General features: G+C 63.0%; 14 protein-coding genes and 3 pseudogenes. 10 read left to right on the forward strand and 7 right to left on the reverse strand.

The genetic code is table 11. The annotated features are described in order from the left end of the window. Positions 1-235 precede the first annotated feature (235 nt). The 3 genes from HV744_RS17150 (at position 236) to HV744_RS17160 (ending at position 3,217) form a co-directional block, all read left to right on the forward strand. Positions 236-1,219 (forward strand): carbohydrate ABC transporter permease, encoded by a 984-nt coding sequence (locus tag HV744_RS17150; RefSeq protein ID WP_175150671.1) that lies wholly within the window; start codon positions 236-238, stop codon positions 1,217-1,219. 11 nt (positions 1,220-1,230) lie between these two features. Continuing rightward, complete coding sequence (locus HV744_RS17155) at positions 1,231-2,082, forward strand: carbohydrate ABC transporter permease (protein ID WP_175150672.1); 852 nt, start codon at positions 1,231-1,233, stop codon at positions 2,080-2,082. 220 nt (positions 2,083-2,302) lie between these two features. Beyond that, complete coding sequence (locus tag HV744_RS17160) at positions 2,303-3,217, forward strand: PhzF family phenazine biosynthesis protein (protein WP_175150673.1); 915 nt, start codon at positions 2,303-2,305, stop codon at positions 3,215-3,217. Between the two features lie 114 nt (positions 3,218-3,331). Here HV744_RS17160 and HV744_RS17165 read toward each other — a convergent pair. Continuing rightward, positions 3,332-3,760 (reverse strand): annotated as a pseudogene (locus HV744_RS17165) (hypothetical protein); the annotation flags it as partial. Between the two features lie 300 nt (positions 3,761-4,060). Between HV744_RS17165 and HV744_RS17170 the strand changes: the two are divergent. Beyond that, on the forward strand, positions 4,061-4,393 hold the full coding sequence (locus HV744_RS17170) for a DUF2322 family protein (protein WP_175150674.1): 333 nt from the start codon (positions 4,061-4,063) through the stop codon (positions 4,391-4,393). A 40-nt stretch (positions 4,394-4,433) separates the two neighbouring features. Here the strand turns inward: HV744_RS17170 and HV744_RS17175 are convergent, their stop codons facing one another. Further along, on the reverse strand, positions 4,434-5,363 hold the full coding sequence (locus tag HV744_RS17175; protein WP_175150675.1) for a LysR family transcriptional regulator: 930 nt from the start codon (positions 5,361-5,363) through the stop codon (positions 4,434-4,436). Between HV744_RS17175 and HV744_RS17180 the strand changes: the two are divergent. From HV744_RS17180 to HV744_RS17200, 5 genes and pseudogenes are all read left to right on the forward strand, one after another. Further along, positions 5,283-5,812, forward strand: a pseudogene (locus HV744_RS17180) (SDR family NAD(P)-dependent oxidoreductase); the annotation flags it as partial. The gene HV744_RS17175 and the pseudogene HV744_RS17180 overlap by 81 nt on opposite strands. A 244-nt stretch (positions 5,813-6,056) precedes the next feature. Further along, positions 6,057-6,344 (forward strand): hypothetical protein, encoded by a 288-nt coding sequence (locus tag HV744_RS17185; RefSeq protein WP_175150676.1) that lies wholly within the window; start codon positions 6,057-6,059, stop codon positions 6,342-6,344. Positions 6,345-6,684: 340 nt separating this feature from the next. Beyond that, the gene (locus tag HV744_RS17190; RefSeq protein ID WP_175150677.1) at positions 6,685-6,912 is read left to right on the forward strand and encodes a hypothetical protein; all 228 of its coding nucleotides are present in this window, start codon (positions 6,685-6,687) and stop codon (positions 6,910-6,912) included. Between the two features lie 398 nt (positions 6,913-7,310). Then, on the forward strand, positions 7,311-7,748 hold the full coding sequence (locus HV744_RS37330) for a M23 family metallopeptidase (RefSeq protein WP_246279074.1): 438 nt from the start codon (positions 7,311-7,313) through the stop codon (positions 7,746-7,748). 1,000 nt (positions 7,749-8,748) lie between these two features. Next, complete coding sequence (locus HV744_RS17200) at positions 8,749-9,615, forward strand: sterol desaturase family protein (protein ID WP_175150678.1); 867 nt, start codon at positions 8,749-8,751, stop codon at positions 9,613-9,615. A gap of 49 nt (positions 9,616-9,664) precedes the next feature. Here the strand turns inward: HV744_RS17200 and HV744_RS17205 are convergent, their stop codons facing one another. The 3 genes and pseudogenes from HV744_RS17205 to HV744_RS17215 all read right to left on the reverse strand — a co-directional run. Continuing rightward, on the reverse strand, positions 9,665-10,831 hold the full coding sequence (locus HV744_RS17205) for an MFS transporter (RefSeq protein WP_175150679.1): 1,167 nt from the start codon (positions 10,829-10,831) through the stop codon (positions 9,665-9,667). Then, positions 10,828-11,622 (reverse strand): DeoR/GlpR family DNA-binding transcription regulator, encoded by a 795-nt coding sequence (locus tag HV744_RS17210; RefSeq protein WP_175150680.1) that lies wholly within the window; start codon positions 11,620-11,622, stop codon positions 10,828-10,830. Before HV744_RS17210 ends, HV744_RS17205 begins: the two co-directional genes overlap by 4 nt. 88 nt (positions 11,623-11,710) lie before the next feature. After that, positions 11,711-12,214: pseudogene (locus tag HV744_RS17215) on the reverse strand (TonB-dependent receptor domain-containing protein); the annotation flags it as partial. Positions 12,215-12,409: 195 nt separating this feature from the next. On the opposite strand from HV744_RS17215, the gene HV744_RS17220 reads away from it, so the two are divergent. Beyond that, positions 12,410-14,599: a tetratricopeptide repeat protein gene (locus tag HV744_RS17220; RefSeq protein ID WP_175150681.1), complete on the forward strand. Its 2,190-nt coding sequence runs from the start codon at positions 12,410-12,412 to the stop codon at positions 14,597-14,599. On the opposite strand, the gene HV744_RS17225 is transcribed toward HV744_RS17220, so the two are convergent. Further along, positions 14,538-15,134, reverse strand: a complete 597-nt coding sequence (locus HV744_RS17225; RefSeq protein ID WP_175150682.1) for a putative pterin-binding protein — start codon at positions 15,132-15,134, stop codon at positions 14,538-14,540. The genes HV744_RS17220 and HV744_RS17225 overlap by 62 nt on opposite strands. A 215-nt stretch (positions 15,135-15,349) precedes the next feature. After that, positions 15,350-16,018, reverse strand: coding sequence for an O-methyltransferase (locus HV744_RS17230; protein ID WP_175150683.1), 669 nt, complete (start codon positions 16,016-16,018; stop codon positions 15,350-15,352). Positions 16,019-16,153: the final 135 nt, after the last annotated feature.

Consider the following 16,153-nt stretch of genomic DNA (forward strand, 5'->3'; position numbering starts at 1 on the left):
CGGCCGTGAGGCCGCTAACCGTTGCATTCGATCGGCAAACATCTTGCATGGGACCGGAGTAAGCGCTGAAGCGCTAACTCCAGTCGACCGCGCATGGGACCAGAGTAGGCGCTGAAGCGCCAACTCTGGTCGACAGCGCATGGGACCGGAGTAAGTGCTTTGCATGGGCCCGGAGTAAGTGCTAAAGCACTAACTCCGGCCGACAGCTAAAGCGCTAACTCCGGTCGACAGGAGAATGATCGTGTCGCATTCCGTCAGCCGTCACACTGTCGACGGTCCTGTTGAACCCGGCGGTACGGGCCTGCCCGCACCGGGCGGCGCAGTGCGCGGCGGGCCGCCGGCCGCGTCGCGCCGGCGCCGTCCCACGCCGACCGCGCGCCGTCAGCGGCGTGCCGCGTTCCTGTTTCTCGCACCGGCCTGCGTGATGGTCGCCATCTACGTCGTATGGCCGATCCTGTCGACCATCCGCCTGAGCTTTTTCAACTGGGACGGGATGACCGAACCGTCGTTCATCGGCCTCGCGAACTACGTGGAGTTGTTCCAGACGCCGACGTTCTATACGGCGCTCCGGAACAACCTCATCTGGCTGGTGCTGTTCCTGCTCGCTCCGCCGATGGGGCTCGCCGTCGCGTTGTACCTGAATCAGGCGGTGGCCGGCATCCGCATCGTCAAGTCGCTGTTCTTCGCGCCGTTCGTGTTGTCCGGCGTGGTGGTCGGTTTGATCTTCTCGTGGTTCTACGACCCGACCTTCGGCCTGCTCGCGCTGATGCTCGGCCACGGCGTGCCGGTGCTCGGCGACCCGCGCTATGCGACGCTCGGGATCGTGTTCGCCGCCCTGTGGCCGCAAACCGCCTATTGCATGATTCTGTATCTGACTGGTCTGACGTCGCTGAATGCCGAGCAGATCGAAGCCGCGCGCATGGAAGGCGCGCATGGATGGTCGATGCTGTGGCACGTGATCCTGCCGCAACTGCGGCCGACCACGTTCATGGCGATTGTCGTCACCATCATCGGCGCATTGCGCAGTTTCGATCTGATCTCGGTGATGACCGGTGGCGGGCCGTTCGAAAGTTCGACCGTGCTCGCTTATTACATGTACGACCAGGCGATCAAGTACTACCGCATTGGCTATTCGGCGGCGGTGGCGGTCGTGTTGTTCGGCATCATGCTGGTGTACATCGTTTATCACTTGCGGCGGATGCTGCGCACCGAGCAATAAAGGAACCGATCATGTTTCCGATCCCGATCGACAAATGGAAGCCAGTCACGCGCCGCGCATACAAACTGACTTTGCCCATCGCGCTGCTGATCTGGCTGCTGCCGATGATCGCGGTGCTCGTCACATCGGTGCGTTCGACCGAAGAACTGAGCGAGGGCAATTATTGGGGATGGCCGAAGCACTTCGCGATGTTCGACAACTATCGCGAGGCGTTGACCACGTCGCCGATGCTGCATTACTTCTGGAACAGCGTGCTGATTACGGTGCCCGCCGTGGTCGGTTCGATCGCACTGGCGGCGATGGCCGGATTCGCTTTGGCGATCTACCGGTTTCGCGGCAATTCGACGTTGTTCGCGACGTTCGTCGCGGGGAATTTCGTGCCGGTGCAGGTGTTGATGATTCCGGTGCGCGATCTGTCGTTGCAACTCGGCTTGTTCAACACGGTGAGCGCGCTGATTCTGTTTCACGTGTCGTTTCAGACGGGTTTTTGCGCGCTGTTCCTGCGCAATTTCATTAAACAGCTACCGTTCGAACTGGTCGAGGCGGCGCGGATCGAAGGGGCGAACGAGTGGACGGTGTTCTTCAGAATCGTGCTGCCGTTGATTCGTCCGGCGCTCGCGGCTTTGGCGATTCTCGTGTTTACGTTTGTGTGGAATGACTACTTCTGGGCGCTGTGTCTGACGCAAGGCGACGATGCCGCGCCGATCACGGTCGGCGTCGCCGCGTTGAAAGGGCAGTGGACGACAGCATGGAATCTTGTTTCGGCCGGGTCGATTCTGGCCGCGTTGCCATCGGTCGCGATGTTCTTTGCGATGCAGAAGCATTTTGTCGCCGGGTTGACGTTCGGGGCGACGAAGGGGTGAGGTGTCAGGGTTGCATTGCTTGTTGCCTGTTGCGTAGAGAAGGGTTGCCCGCGAAAGCGGGCTTTTTTTGGAGTATTCCGTTCTGAATCGTGAGGCTGATCAAGCGGTCAATTGCAGGGTTGGCCCGGTTTGCATGGCGGAAACTGTATTTGTCGTATCGGCGGCTCATGGCGATAATAGGGCATCCCATGGAGATGCAATCGAGAAGCCGAGGAACGCTATGAATCGCCGCTACGTCACTGCCGATGTATTCACGGACACGAAGTTCAGCGGCAATCCGGTCGCCATCGTGCTTGATGCGGAGGGCTTGTCGGCTAGCCAGATGCAGGCAATCGCGAGCGAGTTTGGGTACAGCGAAACGACCTTCGTGCTGCCTGCCCGCAACCCCGCTCATACGGCATGGGTAAGAATATTCACGCCGAGCCGCGAGATACCCTTCGCGGGACACCCCAACATCGGCACCGCATTTGCGCTTGCTGAAAAAGCAGCATCCCGACAGAAGCCGTTGCCGGATTTACTCGTGTTCGAGGAGATAGCCGGTCTGGTCCCGGTGCGTCAATTGAAAGAGGGCGAGACCGTGGTCGGCGCTGAACTCGTTGCGCCGGAGCCTTTGACACGAATGTCGCAAGTTTCCGCCAACCGGGTTGCCGCCTGTCTGTCGCTCACCGCCGACGACGTCCGTATCGATGCGCATGCGCCTCAAGTGGCTTCGGTCGGCCTGCCGTTTCTCATCGTCGAGCTCGCTTCACGCGACGCGTTGCGGCACTGTATGCCGAATCTCGGCGCGTTCAAAGGCTTGCTGCCGATCGACGGCGCCGTGTCGATCTATGCCTATACGCGCGACGTCGGCGTTGGCAACGCGGGAACGATCTGCGACCTCCAGGCGCGCATGTTCACCCCGCGCATGACGGAAGATCCCGCGACCGGAAGCGCGATGGCCGCGACGGCAGCGCTCATTGCCGAGGTTCGAGGGGTGTCGGAGTTATCGCTGTGTGTTGCACAGGGAGTCGACATGGGGCGCCCGAGTATTCTGTTCGCGCACGTCGACACGCGCGATCAGCGGGCGGAGGTTCGTGTCGGTGGCAGATGTGTCAGCGTGATGGAGGGCACGTTCGAGCTTGCAGGTGACGACTGACTGATTGCTGCTCACGGTTAGCGGGAAGCGCAACATACCGCTTGCCGACATACGGAATTCAGACATCCTCATTCAAATGCCGGCCTTCTTCTGAAGGCCGGCACATTCCTACGCTCAGTTCAAGTCAGCGTATTTCAACGTCCAGCTCAACGTGCGACTACCGCCCGCCAGCGCGAAAGGATGCGTCGTGCAGGCAAAGTTCGAATGCAGTTGCCCAATCGGCGTTGTCGACAGCGGATTGGTAACACCGCCCGCCATCTCGAAGTTAGACAGCGCGCAACTGTCGAAACCCGTGGTGCCATAGCTGGTCGCACTGCTGTTCGCGTAGTTGACCGAGACGCCAACGCTATTCGCGGTAGTGCTCGGGAAATCCGCGAATGAGGTGAAGTCCGTTTCGACCGACATGTTTCCAGTCAACGTGCCAGAACTCAGCGTATCGGTTCGCGTCATGGTGCCGTGACTGAACGTCAACACCGTATGGACCTGCAAGTCGAGATCCGACGCATAGGTCGCGTTCTTCGTGGCCTGCCTGAATTTGGCCGTTCCGCTTGCATCCGCGCCGAACATGTCGCAGAAACTCAGGCGGCTTTGCAGCGTAGCCAGCAGCGCGTCGCTGAAAACTTCGTTGAGCATACCGTGCGCTTTGAAATTATTGAGCGCAACAAGGTAGTAGTACTCGCCCCAGGACGTGTTCGCGTACATGTAATTGGCGCCGTTCATCTGCGTCATCATGGCGGTCGTGATTTTCTGATACGTCGCGAGGTAAACCAACTCCGCCGCACAACCCCTATCGGATAAGATACGGCCCGCCCTGCCATTTTTAGAACAGAAGGAGTGTTTGTCATGAGTCAACCGAGCAACGTATTCAAGGAGAATCTCGCGCAGATGCCGGCCATCGACGGTATCGCGCGTATCGATCTGGTCGACGGCAAGAGCGTCGTGGTCGCAAGCATCGAGAACAAGCCGGGCAAGCAGGGTTCGCTCGCGGTGTACAACTATCTGCGCGAGGCATTCGGCATGCTGGACGCCAAAGCGGCCGAGCACGGCCTCGTACTGTTCGCCGAACATACGGCCGACGCACGCAACCGTCCGGGTGCGCATCCGAACGTCGACCTCCTGCTCGCGATCGCCGCGGGCGGCGAGGCACTGCGCATCGACGTCGTCGCTGCGGGTTGAGGCGAGGCGCTGCAAACCGGCGCCGCGCCTCGCAACCAGACTAGCCGCGCTCGCTCGCCGTGCGGCCCCGCCGTGGCGCACGAGCGGCGCGCAGCTCGGACGGATCGAGGAAGAAGTTCGTGTTGCCGGCCATCCTTTCGATCATGAAGTCGATGAAAGTCTTCAAGCGCAACGGCTGCTCGGTGCGATGCCCGTAGTAGATATAGACCGTGCCGTACTCGGTGATGTGCTGCGGCAGCAACGCGACGAGCCGGCCGGTTCTGATGTGAGGCGTGGCATTGAAGCTGCCCAACTGCCCGATGCCCAAACCCGATAGCACCGCCTGCGTTTCCATCTCCGTGTCGTTCACGCAGATGGCGGGCGGCACGTCGCGATAGACGATCTCGTCGTCGATCCGGAATTGCCACTGTGCGAGCTTGCCCGTGTTGGCGCGCCGATACCCGGTGCAGCGGTGCCGATCCAGTTCCTCGATGGTTTGCGGCGCACCGTGGCGCTCGACGTATTCCGGCGACGTGCAGACGATCAGCTGAATCGGCACGAGCGCGCGGGCAATCGACCCGCCCGACGGCGGCGGCCCGCCGCGAAATCCCACATCTGCACGCTCGGTCACGAGATCGGTGAAGTGATCGTCGAATTGCACTTCGAGCTGCACGTTCGGGTAAAGCTGCTGGAATTGCTCGAAGTACGGCCACAGAACCGGAAGCCCGAGCGCTCGCGGCGCGCTGACGCGCAGCAGGCCGCCCACCTCTTCCTTCGAGCGCCGCGCCTCGTCGAGCGCGGACGAAAAGATGGCCAGCGCCGGCTTCACACTGTCGAACAGCCGCTGGCCTTCTTCGGTCAGGCTGAGCTTGCGCGTGGTCCGGTGAAAGAGCCGCACGCCCAGTTCCTTCTCCACGACACGAACGTATTCGGCCTGCTGAACGTCACGCGCGCCGTGCTGCCGGTCATGCGCGCGAACCGCTCGGGCCATGTGATCAACATTTCATCGATCGGCGGCTACCGCGGCGCGGCGGGATTCGGCGTGTATTCGTCGACGAAGTTCGCCGTGGAAGGCATCACCGAGGCGCTGCGTGACGAGCTGAAACCGCTCGGCATTCACGCGACGGTCGTCGAGCCAGGCTACTTCCGCACGGACTTCCTGGACGCGTCGTCGCTGACGGTTGCGCCAGACGTGATCGCCGACTACGACGCAACGTCGGGCGCGGTTCGCCGTAAAGCCACACAAATGAATCACAACCAGCCCGGCGACCGAAGAAGCTCGCGCACGCGCTGGTCGTGCTGGCCGACGCGCCGAACCCACCGCTGCGCCTTCCGCTCGGCACCGACACGTTGGCCGCCATCGCCGCGAAAAATGCCTACGTGACGCAGGAAACGCAGGCGTGGAGGGCACTGTCGGCGTCGACGGACTTCCCGGCATGAGGGGGATGGGCGGCCGGCGCCGTGAACCCAGCCGCTGACGCAAGCGGGTTCACGGCACGGTGCGGCCGGGCGCTTGCCGCAATGCGTGGCCCGGCCTATTCTTCAGCAGAAAGCCGCACTTTTCTGAAGGCTCCGGATTGGCTGCACAATCGGCTTCAGTTCGACAGATTGAAAACCGCGTGCCCGGCGCAAACTGGTTTTGTGCCAATCGTGCCAATCGCGCCAATCGCGCCAGGAGCCTGCGATGTCTTCCCGCCACGACAAAGATCGACAGTTCAAAACCGGCTTGCCGGAGCTGGTCACGTCCGAATGGAACAGCCCGTCGCCGGGTCCGGACGCTGCGATGCAGCAGCTGCAACGCGCGTCGGAGAACGTGTTGCAACTCGCGGCGCAGACTCACGCGGCCGTCGCACGCAGCGACATCGCTCGCGCCGAAGCTGCGCGCACGTCGCTCGAACAGCAACTGACGCTGACCACGCGCCTGATCGACGAGCTTCTGTTCGGCGTCACCGACCAACCTACGAGGCACTGAGCGGCCGCAATTCCCGACGGTATCAATCGCAGTCTCAGATCTTCTGAAAACTGAAATGAGCGCTTTGACGATAGTTCTCTGCATCTGGGCCATGGTCGCCTTCTGCGCGATCCTGTTTATTCGTGGCGCCAGTCCGCGTGTCGAGCGTCCGGCGAAAGCGCCGCAAAGCCGGCCGTCGCGCTATTCGATCGCGGAGTAACGGCGATCGGGCGCACGTCGCCAGCGTGCGGGCGTCAGACTATCCGATGCAGCCGCCGCGGTTCGAGCCGACGGGGTAACATGAAGCGCTCCAGCGCTCATGCTGGCCTGCACTGACGATGCCTTCACCGGAGGTTTTCGCATGGACACGCATTCGATTCTGGGCATGATGCACGCCGAAGAGGCCTTGCTGGTTTCCATCGTGCGGTCGTTGCCTGCGGACATCAAACGCAAGATCGCCAACGACTTTCATGAGCAGGTTGAACTCGCCGAAACGTCGCATCTGAACCCGACGACCGATCGCGAAGCGAGCGACGCATTCAAGGCTCATCTCAGACGGTTGTCGAACATGCTTGCTTCGTTGTCTTGACAAAAGATGGCGGCGTAAGACATTCCTATGCGCTGCGTCGCCAGGGGCGGCCAGCCATTCGCACGACTTGTACCGACATGCGGTCGTTGTCATCCGACGCATCCGCACGCCGCGCGCGTGCCCATCGTTTTTTGGGGGGCAGCTTAATCTGGCCCGCGCGTTGCGCGGCGAGCTCAACTTTTCACGCGATCTGCGACCCGGCGACCACGTCAGCGCGGTGTTCGACGAAAGCAGGGACAGCGGCGCGACTCGTGAACCGCTTGCGGTTCGCATCGTCCGTGGAGCGACCGCGCACGACGTTCCTGTAGAAACATCTTCAGGGCAAACCCTTCTACTATTCGAAAGACGGCGCAAGCACAAAACCTTCTTTCGAGCGATATCCGCTGGACTTTACGCGGGTGTCGTCGGGCTTCTCGTTGCGTCGTCTCGATCCGGTGCTGTATCGTTGGCAAAGTCACGACGGTGTCGATCTTGCCGCGCCGGCAGGCACGCCCGTCCATGCGACAGCGCGCGGCGTGGTCCGCTTCATTGGTCAGCAGACCGGCTACGGGAAGGTCATCGTCATTCAGAACCCGGCGCCGTACTCGACGACGTTCGCTCATCTGTCGCGCTTCGCGAAAGGGCTGCGCCGCGGCAGCCATGTGAGTCGCGACCTGGTGATCGGCTATGTTGGCGAAACCGGCTGGGCGACCGGCCCGCACTTGCACTATGAGGTCCACGTGCATCACGTGCCGCATGATCCGCTAACGATCGAGTTGCCGCAGAAGACACCGCTTCATGCCGACGAGTTGCAGCAGTTTCAGGCACGCGTTGCTCAATTGACGGCACTGCTGTGAGCTGACGCGAGCCGTCGGCGTCAACCCTCAAGTCATTCGAGCGGACCCGCTTTCGTCTCAGCTTTGCAACATCCCGGTCCGTGCCGGGTAAGTGCTACTTCGGTCAGTCAGGCGCCGGTATATCTGACCGAAGCGTTCGGCAAACCGTTGCTAGCCAACCCGTCTACGGGTTTCCCATCGTCCAGAAGATGATGTGCGCCGGCTCGCGAGGAAGCGCTGCCACAGCGCGGGGCAGCGTTTCAAATCCGATCCATTGCGTGCCGCGAAGCACGCTCCAGAGGGTTCGCATGAATCGCACGCCGTTGTCCCGCATGGCTTTGAGGCCTCATGGCATAGCTGTTGCACCAAGCGAATCATAAGAAAAACACGTTGCAGCCGGGAAGTACCAGACCAGTACAGCAGTGAACAAATGCCGGCGGCGGCTAAAGTCTTCGTGGATCGCGTTCGGGGAAATCGACGCATCGCACGAGGTGCGGCGGGGCCAACAAAAGACGGATGTCGATAAACAACGACACGAGCGGTCGATACGCAGTGTATCGGCCACTCGTGATCGTGATGACGTAAAGCGCTGACCTCGCCACTTTTTTTCGCTTCGGCGCGCTTGTCGATCTGATGGCTGAGTGTGTCGACGCGAGTATGGGCCTTGATGAGACGATGATGCGCGTCACTCGGGAAGTCGGCGTTGAAGATATCGACACGCCCGGCTCGATGTCAATGCAGCCGAACCGCCTCGACCCGGGCGTCGGTGCTGCACCCCGCTTTGATACCGGCAAGCCGCGCGCTAAACGACGCTTGCGCGCCGCCCAGCACGCTGCGAAGATCGTGTTAAAGCGCCCGTTGCCCCTGACTGATGTGCTTTATTGTTCCGACGAGTCCAGCCAGACTGGTCAGCCGCGTCGGCGGCCCAAGGTCGTGCGCAAACGGTTCCCGGCGACAAACGCCATGCCGGACGGTTGCGCGCCCAGGAGCCCTCGATGCGCCGTATTCACCGGGGAATCACATGTTTGCGTCAAGCCAGTTTGCTGGTCTGCTGCACCACGCAAGCGTTTGGCTGCAAGCCTATGCGCTCGTGCTGGTGATGATGGCCGTGGGTGCGTCGCTGGAGCGGCGTTGGCCCGCCGCGTTGCTGCAATCGCGCTCGGGGCAGCGTTTGAACATGGTGTATGCGGGCTTGTATCTGGCGCTCACGGAGGCGGTCAAGCCGCTGACGGCGGTGGCTAGCGTCGCAATCGTGAACGCGCTCGGCGGCGGCATGGTCGTGCTGGTGTCGCGGGGATGGGGCGCGCTGGCGTCGTTCGTGATCGTGCTGCTGACCATCGATCTGCTCGAATACGCGTTTCACCGCTTGCAGCACACATGGCCCGTGCTGTGGAAGCTGCATTCGCTGCACCATAGCGCGGTCGACTTCAATGTCACGGTAACGCTGCGGCATCACTGGCTTGAAGTTCTGATCAAGGGTTGTCTGCTCTATCCGCTGGTGGGCGTGCTGTTCAAGGTCGAACCGTGGATCGTCGGGGCGACTTCCTTCGTGTTCATGTTCGGCAATGCTTTCGCGCATCTGAATCTGCGCGTGGACCTTGGCCGCTACGTCACATGGGTCAACAATCCGCAATATCACCGCCTGCATCACTCGATCCGCGCCGAGCATCTGGATCACAACTTCACGCAACTGCTGCCGCTGTGGGATCACCTGTTCGGCACGCTGTGGGTGCCGGCAAAGCATGAATGGCCGGCTACGGGGCTCAAGGATGGCGCGCAACCGCGCTCGCTGCTCGGCGCGATTAGCTGGCCGTTGGGTCTGCATGCCGAACGCGGTACAGCGCTCGGTCGCAAGCCGGTCGCGATGCTGGACAAAGAGACAAAATAAAATTCGCTCTAGCGGTCTTGCCGGCAATCATTAACAGCCCGCTGCCGCTCTACGCGAGCCGCGCGCTCCGCACAGCTCTGCCGCCGAGCAGGCAGACGATCAACGTAGCCATCACGAGCACGCACAACGCGACGCGCAAGCCGAGCAGGCCCGCACCCAGGCCGATCAACGGCGGCCCGACCAGGAAGCCGGCATAGCCCGCTGTAGCCGCCATCGACACACCGGTCGCCGGCGTGACGGTCGAGCGGCCCGCCGCGCTGAAAATCACCGGGACGATATTCGCGAGGCCGACACCGACCATCGCGAAACCCACGCAAGCGGTCAGCACCGTCGGCAGACTCAGCACCAACGCGAGGCCGGCCACCGCAATCAAACCGCCGAGCGCGACGACCCTGCTCGAACCGAAGCGGCGCACGGACACATCGCCGACGATGCGGCAGGCCGCCATCGAGAACGCAAACGCGGAATAGCCGATCGCGGCGACGCTGGCCTCCTGGCTCAATGTCGAGCGCAAGTACACCGCGCTCCAGTCGGCCACCGCGCCTTCCACCAGCATGCAGAGGAATGCGAGCAGCGCCAGTTTTATCACGCCGCCGCTGGGCCACGCGAATCCGCTGGACGTCGCGGTCACACGGGGACCGAGATCGCGCAAGGCCAGCACCGCGGCGCAGACGATCAGGACTGCGATGAACAGGTCCGGCGCCAGCAGGCCGCCGGTCACGCCGACGCCGCCTTTTTGCAGCATCGCGCCGGTTGCCGCGCCGAGCAGCCCGCCCGCGCTCCAGGCCGCATGAAACGAGGACATGATCGGCGCGCGCCACTGCGTTTCGATGGTGCTGGCGTGCCCGTTCATCGACACGTCGAGCGCGCCGTTCGCCGCCCCGAGTGCGAACAGCAGGATGCAGAGCGCGGCTATGTTGGGCGCGAACGCGGGCAACGGCAGCGCGAGGGCGAACGCGGCGCCGAGCAGCGCGGTCGCGCGGCCGCTGCCGAAGCGCGGCGCGAGTTGTCCCGCCAGCGGCATGGCGACGATGGCGCCCAGCGCAAACGCGAACAACGCGATGCCGAGCGATGTGTCGCTGAGCGACAGGCTTTCCTTGATGCGCGGCACTTCGACGGCCCACGCGCCGATGCCGAAGCCGTTGGCGAGAAACACGCCGACGGTCGCGATGCGCTCCTTGAGTGGCTTGACGTGCGCTGCGGCGATTGAGGTCATGAGCGCGCCACCCTCACGTTGTCGCAGACCGCTTCGAGACTCGCCAGCCGCGCGGCCGGCACGTCGGCTTCGACAAACAGATAGTCGATCGCCGCTGCCGGCGCAACCGCGAAAGGCGCCGCAGTCATCAGCTTTTCCGAGGTCAGCGCGATGGCGATCTGACCGCTTGCTTTCACCATCGCCCGTTTGAGTTCGGCGTCTTCGGCGTCGAACGCGGCGACGCCTTCGTCGGGGTCGAGCGCGCATGCGCCGAGGAAGCACAGGTCGGCGCGGACTTGCTGGATTTGCAGCAGGGCGGTCGCGCCGAGCGAGCCCGCCGCGCCGCGCGCAATGCGCCCGCCGACGAGAATCACGTCGAAACCGGGCCGGTTCAGCAAGCGGGTGCACGCCTCGGGCGAATTCGTCACGACGGTCAGGTCCGCGTTATCGGGCAGCGCCGCCGCGATCGCGACGTTGGTCGAACCGGCGTCCAGCAGAATGATCTGCTTCGGGCGGACGATCGACGCCGCCGCGGCCGCGAGGCAGGCCTTGCGATCCGCGGCTTCGCTCATGCGAACCGCGGCGGGCTTGTCGGCGGGCGAGATCAGCAGGGCGCCGCCGTACACGCGCTTGCAGTGTCCCTGGTCAGCCAGCTCGCGCAAATGGCGGCGCACCGTGTGCTCCGAGGTCTGGAGCTCAGCCGCGAGCGCCGCTGCCAGCACGCGCCCGTGCGTACGCAACCGCTCCAGAATCACCTGCTCGCGCTGCTCGGGCAGCAGTCCGTGCATGGCTTCTTCCCGTGTTCGCTGCATTTGTCCACCTTGCCGTCGTCTGTCAATCGATCATAATCGAGCAAAATATAGCGTAAACGTGCAGACGATGCCCAGCGCAACGAGGCCTCGACGAGCCGTTGATTTGCCCCTGGAACATTTCGCCGACGGTCGGAAACCGGTAAGCGCGGCCGATGGAAGCGCGCAAGCTCAGGTCGTCGCTGACGTCGAACGACAGCGACGCTTTCGGCGAGAAGTGGCGCTGGCTCGCATCGCTAAACGCAATGGTCTTGCCGGGCAGCGCCTGCGATCCGCCATAGGCCTGCCAGTCTTCATAGCGCACGCCGTAGACGAGCTTCCAGCGCGGCAGAAAACGCCATGCGTCCTGCGCGTACAGCGCCTGGGTCTGCGTCTTGCCGACGAACGCGTTGGCAAACGACGTCGCTTCGCCGTCGCGCCAGTTGAGCGTGTTGTAGCTCTGGTTGTCGAGGAAATAGTTGTCGTAGTGACAGCCGAAGCTCAGGGCGTGATTCGCGAGTCCCGCCTGGGTCGTCACCGGTGTGTACGTGCTGCGCAGATCGAGCGTTTTCCAGCCGGTGCCGTCGCCGAAAATCACCGTGCCGGGGCCATTGCCCGATCGGGAGAAAGGCGGGGCGATTCTGGCATTGCCGCCTGATCCTTTCTCGCGTGATGCTGGTTATAGCAGTGGATCAGACGGCAAAAAGCCGCTCATTTCTGCCCGCTGGAAGCGCGCCGAATCCCGTAAGCTGCGAGCTGCATGGAACGCCGGAACACACCGGGCCCCCGCCGACTCCACTCACCACGACTTATGACGCCCACGCAGACGCTCGCCTCCGCGACAGCCGACATCAACCAGCACGCCGTCGCGTTGTGTTCGGCCGGACAGTTCGCGGAGGCTTTGTCGATGGTGACGCCGTTGCTCGACGACGCAACGTTGCCGAACGACACGCGGGCCGACGCGCTGAATATCGCGGGCGCGTGTTGTTTCGCGTTGCGCAACGCGGTCGATGCGGAAAACCATTGGCGCCAGTGTTTGCGTGTCAAGCCGGGCTATGCCGAGGTGTACGGCAGTCTCGGCTCGCTGTTCAAGTCGCTCGGGCGCCTGTCCGCCGCCAAGGCGATGTATCGGCAACTGGTCTCGTTGCGACCGGATCAGGCCGACACCCATCATCATCTTGGCAACGTGCTGTACGGGCTCGGTTACAAGGAAGATGCGGAAGCGTCGTATCGCGAGGCGCTGGCGCTTCGCCCCGACTATGCGGAGGCCCACTACAACCGCGGCATCGTGCTGTGCGATCTGCGCCGCCCGCACGAAGCCGAAGCGGCTTATCGCCACGCACTGCGCGGACTGCACGGCTGTGCCGAGGTGCACAACAACCTCGGCAACGTGCTGGTGGAACTCGGCCGCCCCGCCGAGGCCGACGCGGCGTACCGCGAGGCGCTGACCCTCCGGCCGCAGTATCCGGAAGCGCTCAATAACCTCGGCGGGGTGCTGAAGGCGGCGCACCGGCTGGTGGAAGCAGAACTGGCTTGCCGGCTGGCGCTGGCTATCCGGCCTGACTACGCGGAGGCTCATCTGAACCTCGGCGCGGTGCTGGCGGACCTCGAGCGTCTGCCGGAAGCCGAGGCGGCCTGCCGCGAAGCGATCGCCTGCCGCCCCGACTATGCCCACGCGCACTACAACCTCGGCATCGCGCTGTTCAAGCTGGAGCGCTATGCCGACGCCGAGCAGGCTTACCGTGAAGCGATCCGCTGGCAGCCCGGCATCGTCCAGGCACATAACAATCTGGGCTGTGTGCTGCGTGTGCTCGATCGTTTCCCCGAAGCGATCGACGCCTTTCGACAGGCGCTTGAGGTGTGTCCCGAACTGGCCGAGGCGCACTCCAACCTCGGCCACGCGTTAGCGCAACTCAAGCGCTTGCCCGAGGCCGAAAGCGCATACCGCCAGGCGCTCGCTTTACGTGCGGATTATGGCGACGCCCGCTTCGGTCTGGCCGTGTTGCTGCTCCGCATGGGTCGCTTCGAAGAAGGCTGGCGGCAGTACGAGTGCCGCTACGATGAGCCTTCTTTCGTTCATCACAAGACCCGCGCGATGCTCAGTTGTCCGCAGTGGTCGGGCGAGACGCTCGCCGGCAAGTCCCTGCTGGTCTGGCAGGAAGACGGCCTCGGCGACATGCTGCAGTTCAGCCGCTATTTCGTGTTGCTGAAAGCGCAAGGGGCCGCGCATATCGCCTTCGCGTGCGCGCCGGCGCTGCATCGGTTGATGGCTCGCGTCGATGGCGTCGATGCCGTGCTCGATCACGACGCCGCGTTGGCGGGCGCGTCGAGTTACGACTGCTGGATGAGTCTGCTGAGCGCGCCGCTATATCTGCGCACGACCATCGACACGATTCCGCACGCCGCGCAGTTCGCGCTCGAGCCGGCGCTCGTCGAGCAGTGGCGGCCGGCGCTGGATGCGCTGCCGCCCGGCCGCAGGATCGGTCTGGTCTGGAAGGGCAACGCGAAACACCATAACGACGCGAATCGCTCGATCCCTTCGCTGGCTACGCTCGCGCCGCTCTGGAGCGTGCCCGGGCTGAGCTTCGCGAGTCTGCAAAAGGGGCAGGGCGAGGACGAAGCGCGTGATCCGCCAGCCGGTCAGCCGCTGCTCGACCTCGGGGCGAAGGTGACGGATTTCGCGGACAGCGCCGCGATCGTCGCGCAACTCGATCTGGTGATTTGCGTGGATACGTCCATCGCGCATCTGGCCGCGTCGCTGGGAAAACCGTGCTGGGTGATGCTGCCGGAAAGAGATATCGACTGGCGCTGGCTGCACGGGCGCGACGATTCACCGTGGTATCCGCACACGCTGCGCCTGTTCCACCGCGCGGCGGGTGAGGATTGGCCGATGTCGGTCGAGCGGGTGAGGCAGGCGTGCGTCGAGCGGTTCGGCGCCGCTACGCCTGAATCGCCTGCAAATGATAAAGCCCCCACGGAGACAGCTCGAAGCGGTCTTTGAGCGGCTTGGCCGACAACGCGGGGATATTGTCCGCGTCGTAGATCGCCCATAGCGGCCCGACGCCGCTGAGTGGCAGCGGCTTGCCATCCATCTGCGTGGCCACGATGAAGCGGTACGAGCGCACTGTGTCGAGCGTCGTCATCACCGCATAGCCGTCGATCGCGTGCATCAGGATTTGCGTGCTGCCCGCGCTCGGCGCACCGACGTGTTCGAGCACGTCGGTCAGCAACGGGCCGCTGAAGGTGTGCTGGCGGGAGTCGTACTCGGTGGTGGGCTTGATCGTCACCGCCTTCATGCCGGCGAGCAAAGACAGATCGACGCCATACGCTTCCGAAAATTTCACCTGGTGCTTCGCCAGCAACTGGTCGAATGCCGGATCGAGCGCGCCGCGATTGTGGCGCTTGATCGTGCCGGAGATCGTCAGGATCACCGGGGATGGCGGGCAGGTTTCGTTGCGCACGCGCTTGCTGCCGAACGCGGGCGCGGCCGTTGCGCTCAATACCGCCGCGCTGGTCAGGAATTGGCGTTTATTCATTGGTATTTTCTCCGGGCGTCATTGAGGGGCGGCGTGGTTGGCCGAGCCGGCGCGCCCTATATTGCCAGAGAAATGCCAGCGTTTGTGCCACGGCCACGCCTTATCTATGGCAAGGATTCCATATCTTCATTGCGTATGCCGTGTCATCAAACTGTCCAAATGCTTATGCTTCTTCGCAGGGTCATGACGAAGTCACCCAGGTCGATTCGCTTGCGCTAGGCCGATACGATCGACATCGAAAAGCCATCCCATCCTTTCGAGCCGACGGTTTGAACCGCCGTCGAGTCGAGCCGGGGATTCGTCGCGAGCAGCCTGAAAAATTCATGCAGGCCGATGACGTCGGGGTCGGTGCTCTCCAGATCGGCGATCCGCCCCCTGCGGATCACATTGTCGCCGACGATCACGGTGCCGGGCCGGCTCAGTTGCAGCGACAGGCGTAGATACTCGGGGTAGCTCTTCTTGTCGGCGTCGAGAAAAATCATGTCGAAAGGCTCGACGCCATCCGTGACGAACTTGGCGAGTGTTTGCGCCGCGGCGCCGATCACGATCGAGACGATGCCCGACAAACCCGCGCGCTCGATGTTGGCCCGCGCCACCGCCGCGTTATCGGGATCCACTTCGAGCGAGATGAGGCGCCCGTCCGATGGCAGCGCTCTTGCCAGCCAGATCGTGCTATAGCCGCCAAGCGTGCCGACTTCGAGGATGCGGCGCGCGCCGCGCAGCTTAGCCAGCAGATGGAGCAGCTTGCCCTGATTCGGCGCCACGTTGATCGACGGCAGACCGGCTGCGGCACTGGCGTCCAGGGCGGCATCGAGCGCGGCGTCCGGTGCTAGCAGCTGGCTCGTCAGATATTCGTCCATCGCGTTCCACTGTTCCTGATTCATCGTCTCACCTTGTTCATGTGTCAGTAGGGCAGAGCTTGTATTTTGTAGCAGAAAAGCGCGGCGGGCATCGTTTCGCGCTGCATGTTCGCGAGCTTGATCGGGTTCGTTTCAACCATGTAGTGAATTGCGGAGAGC

Origin of the sequence: Paraburkholderia ultramafica (assembly GCF_902859915.1) — a bacterium.
In the GTDB taxonomy this organism is placed as follows: domain Bacteria; phylum Pseudomonadota; class Gammaproteobacteria; order Burkholderiales; family Burkholderiaceae; genus Paraburkholderia; species Paraburkholderia ultramafica.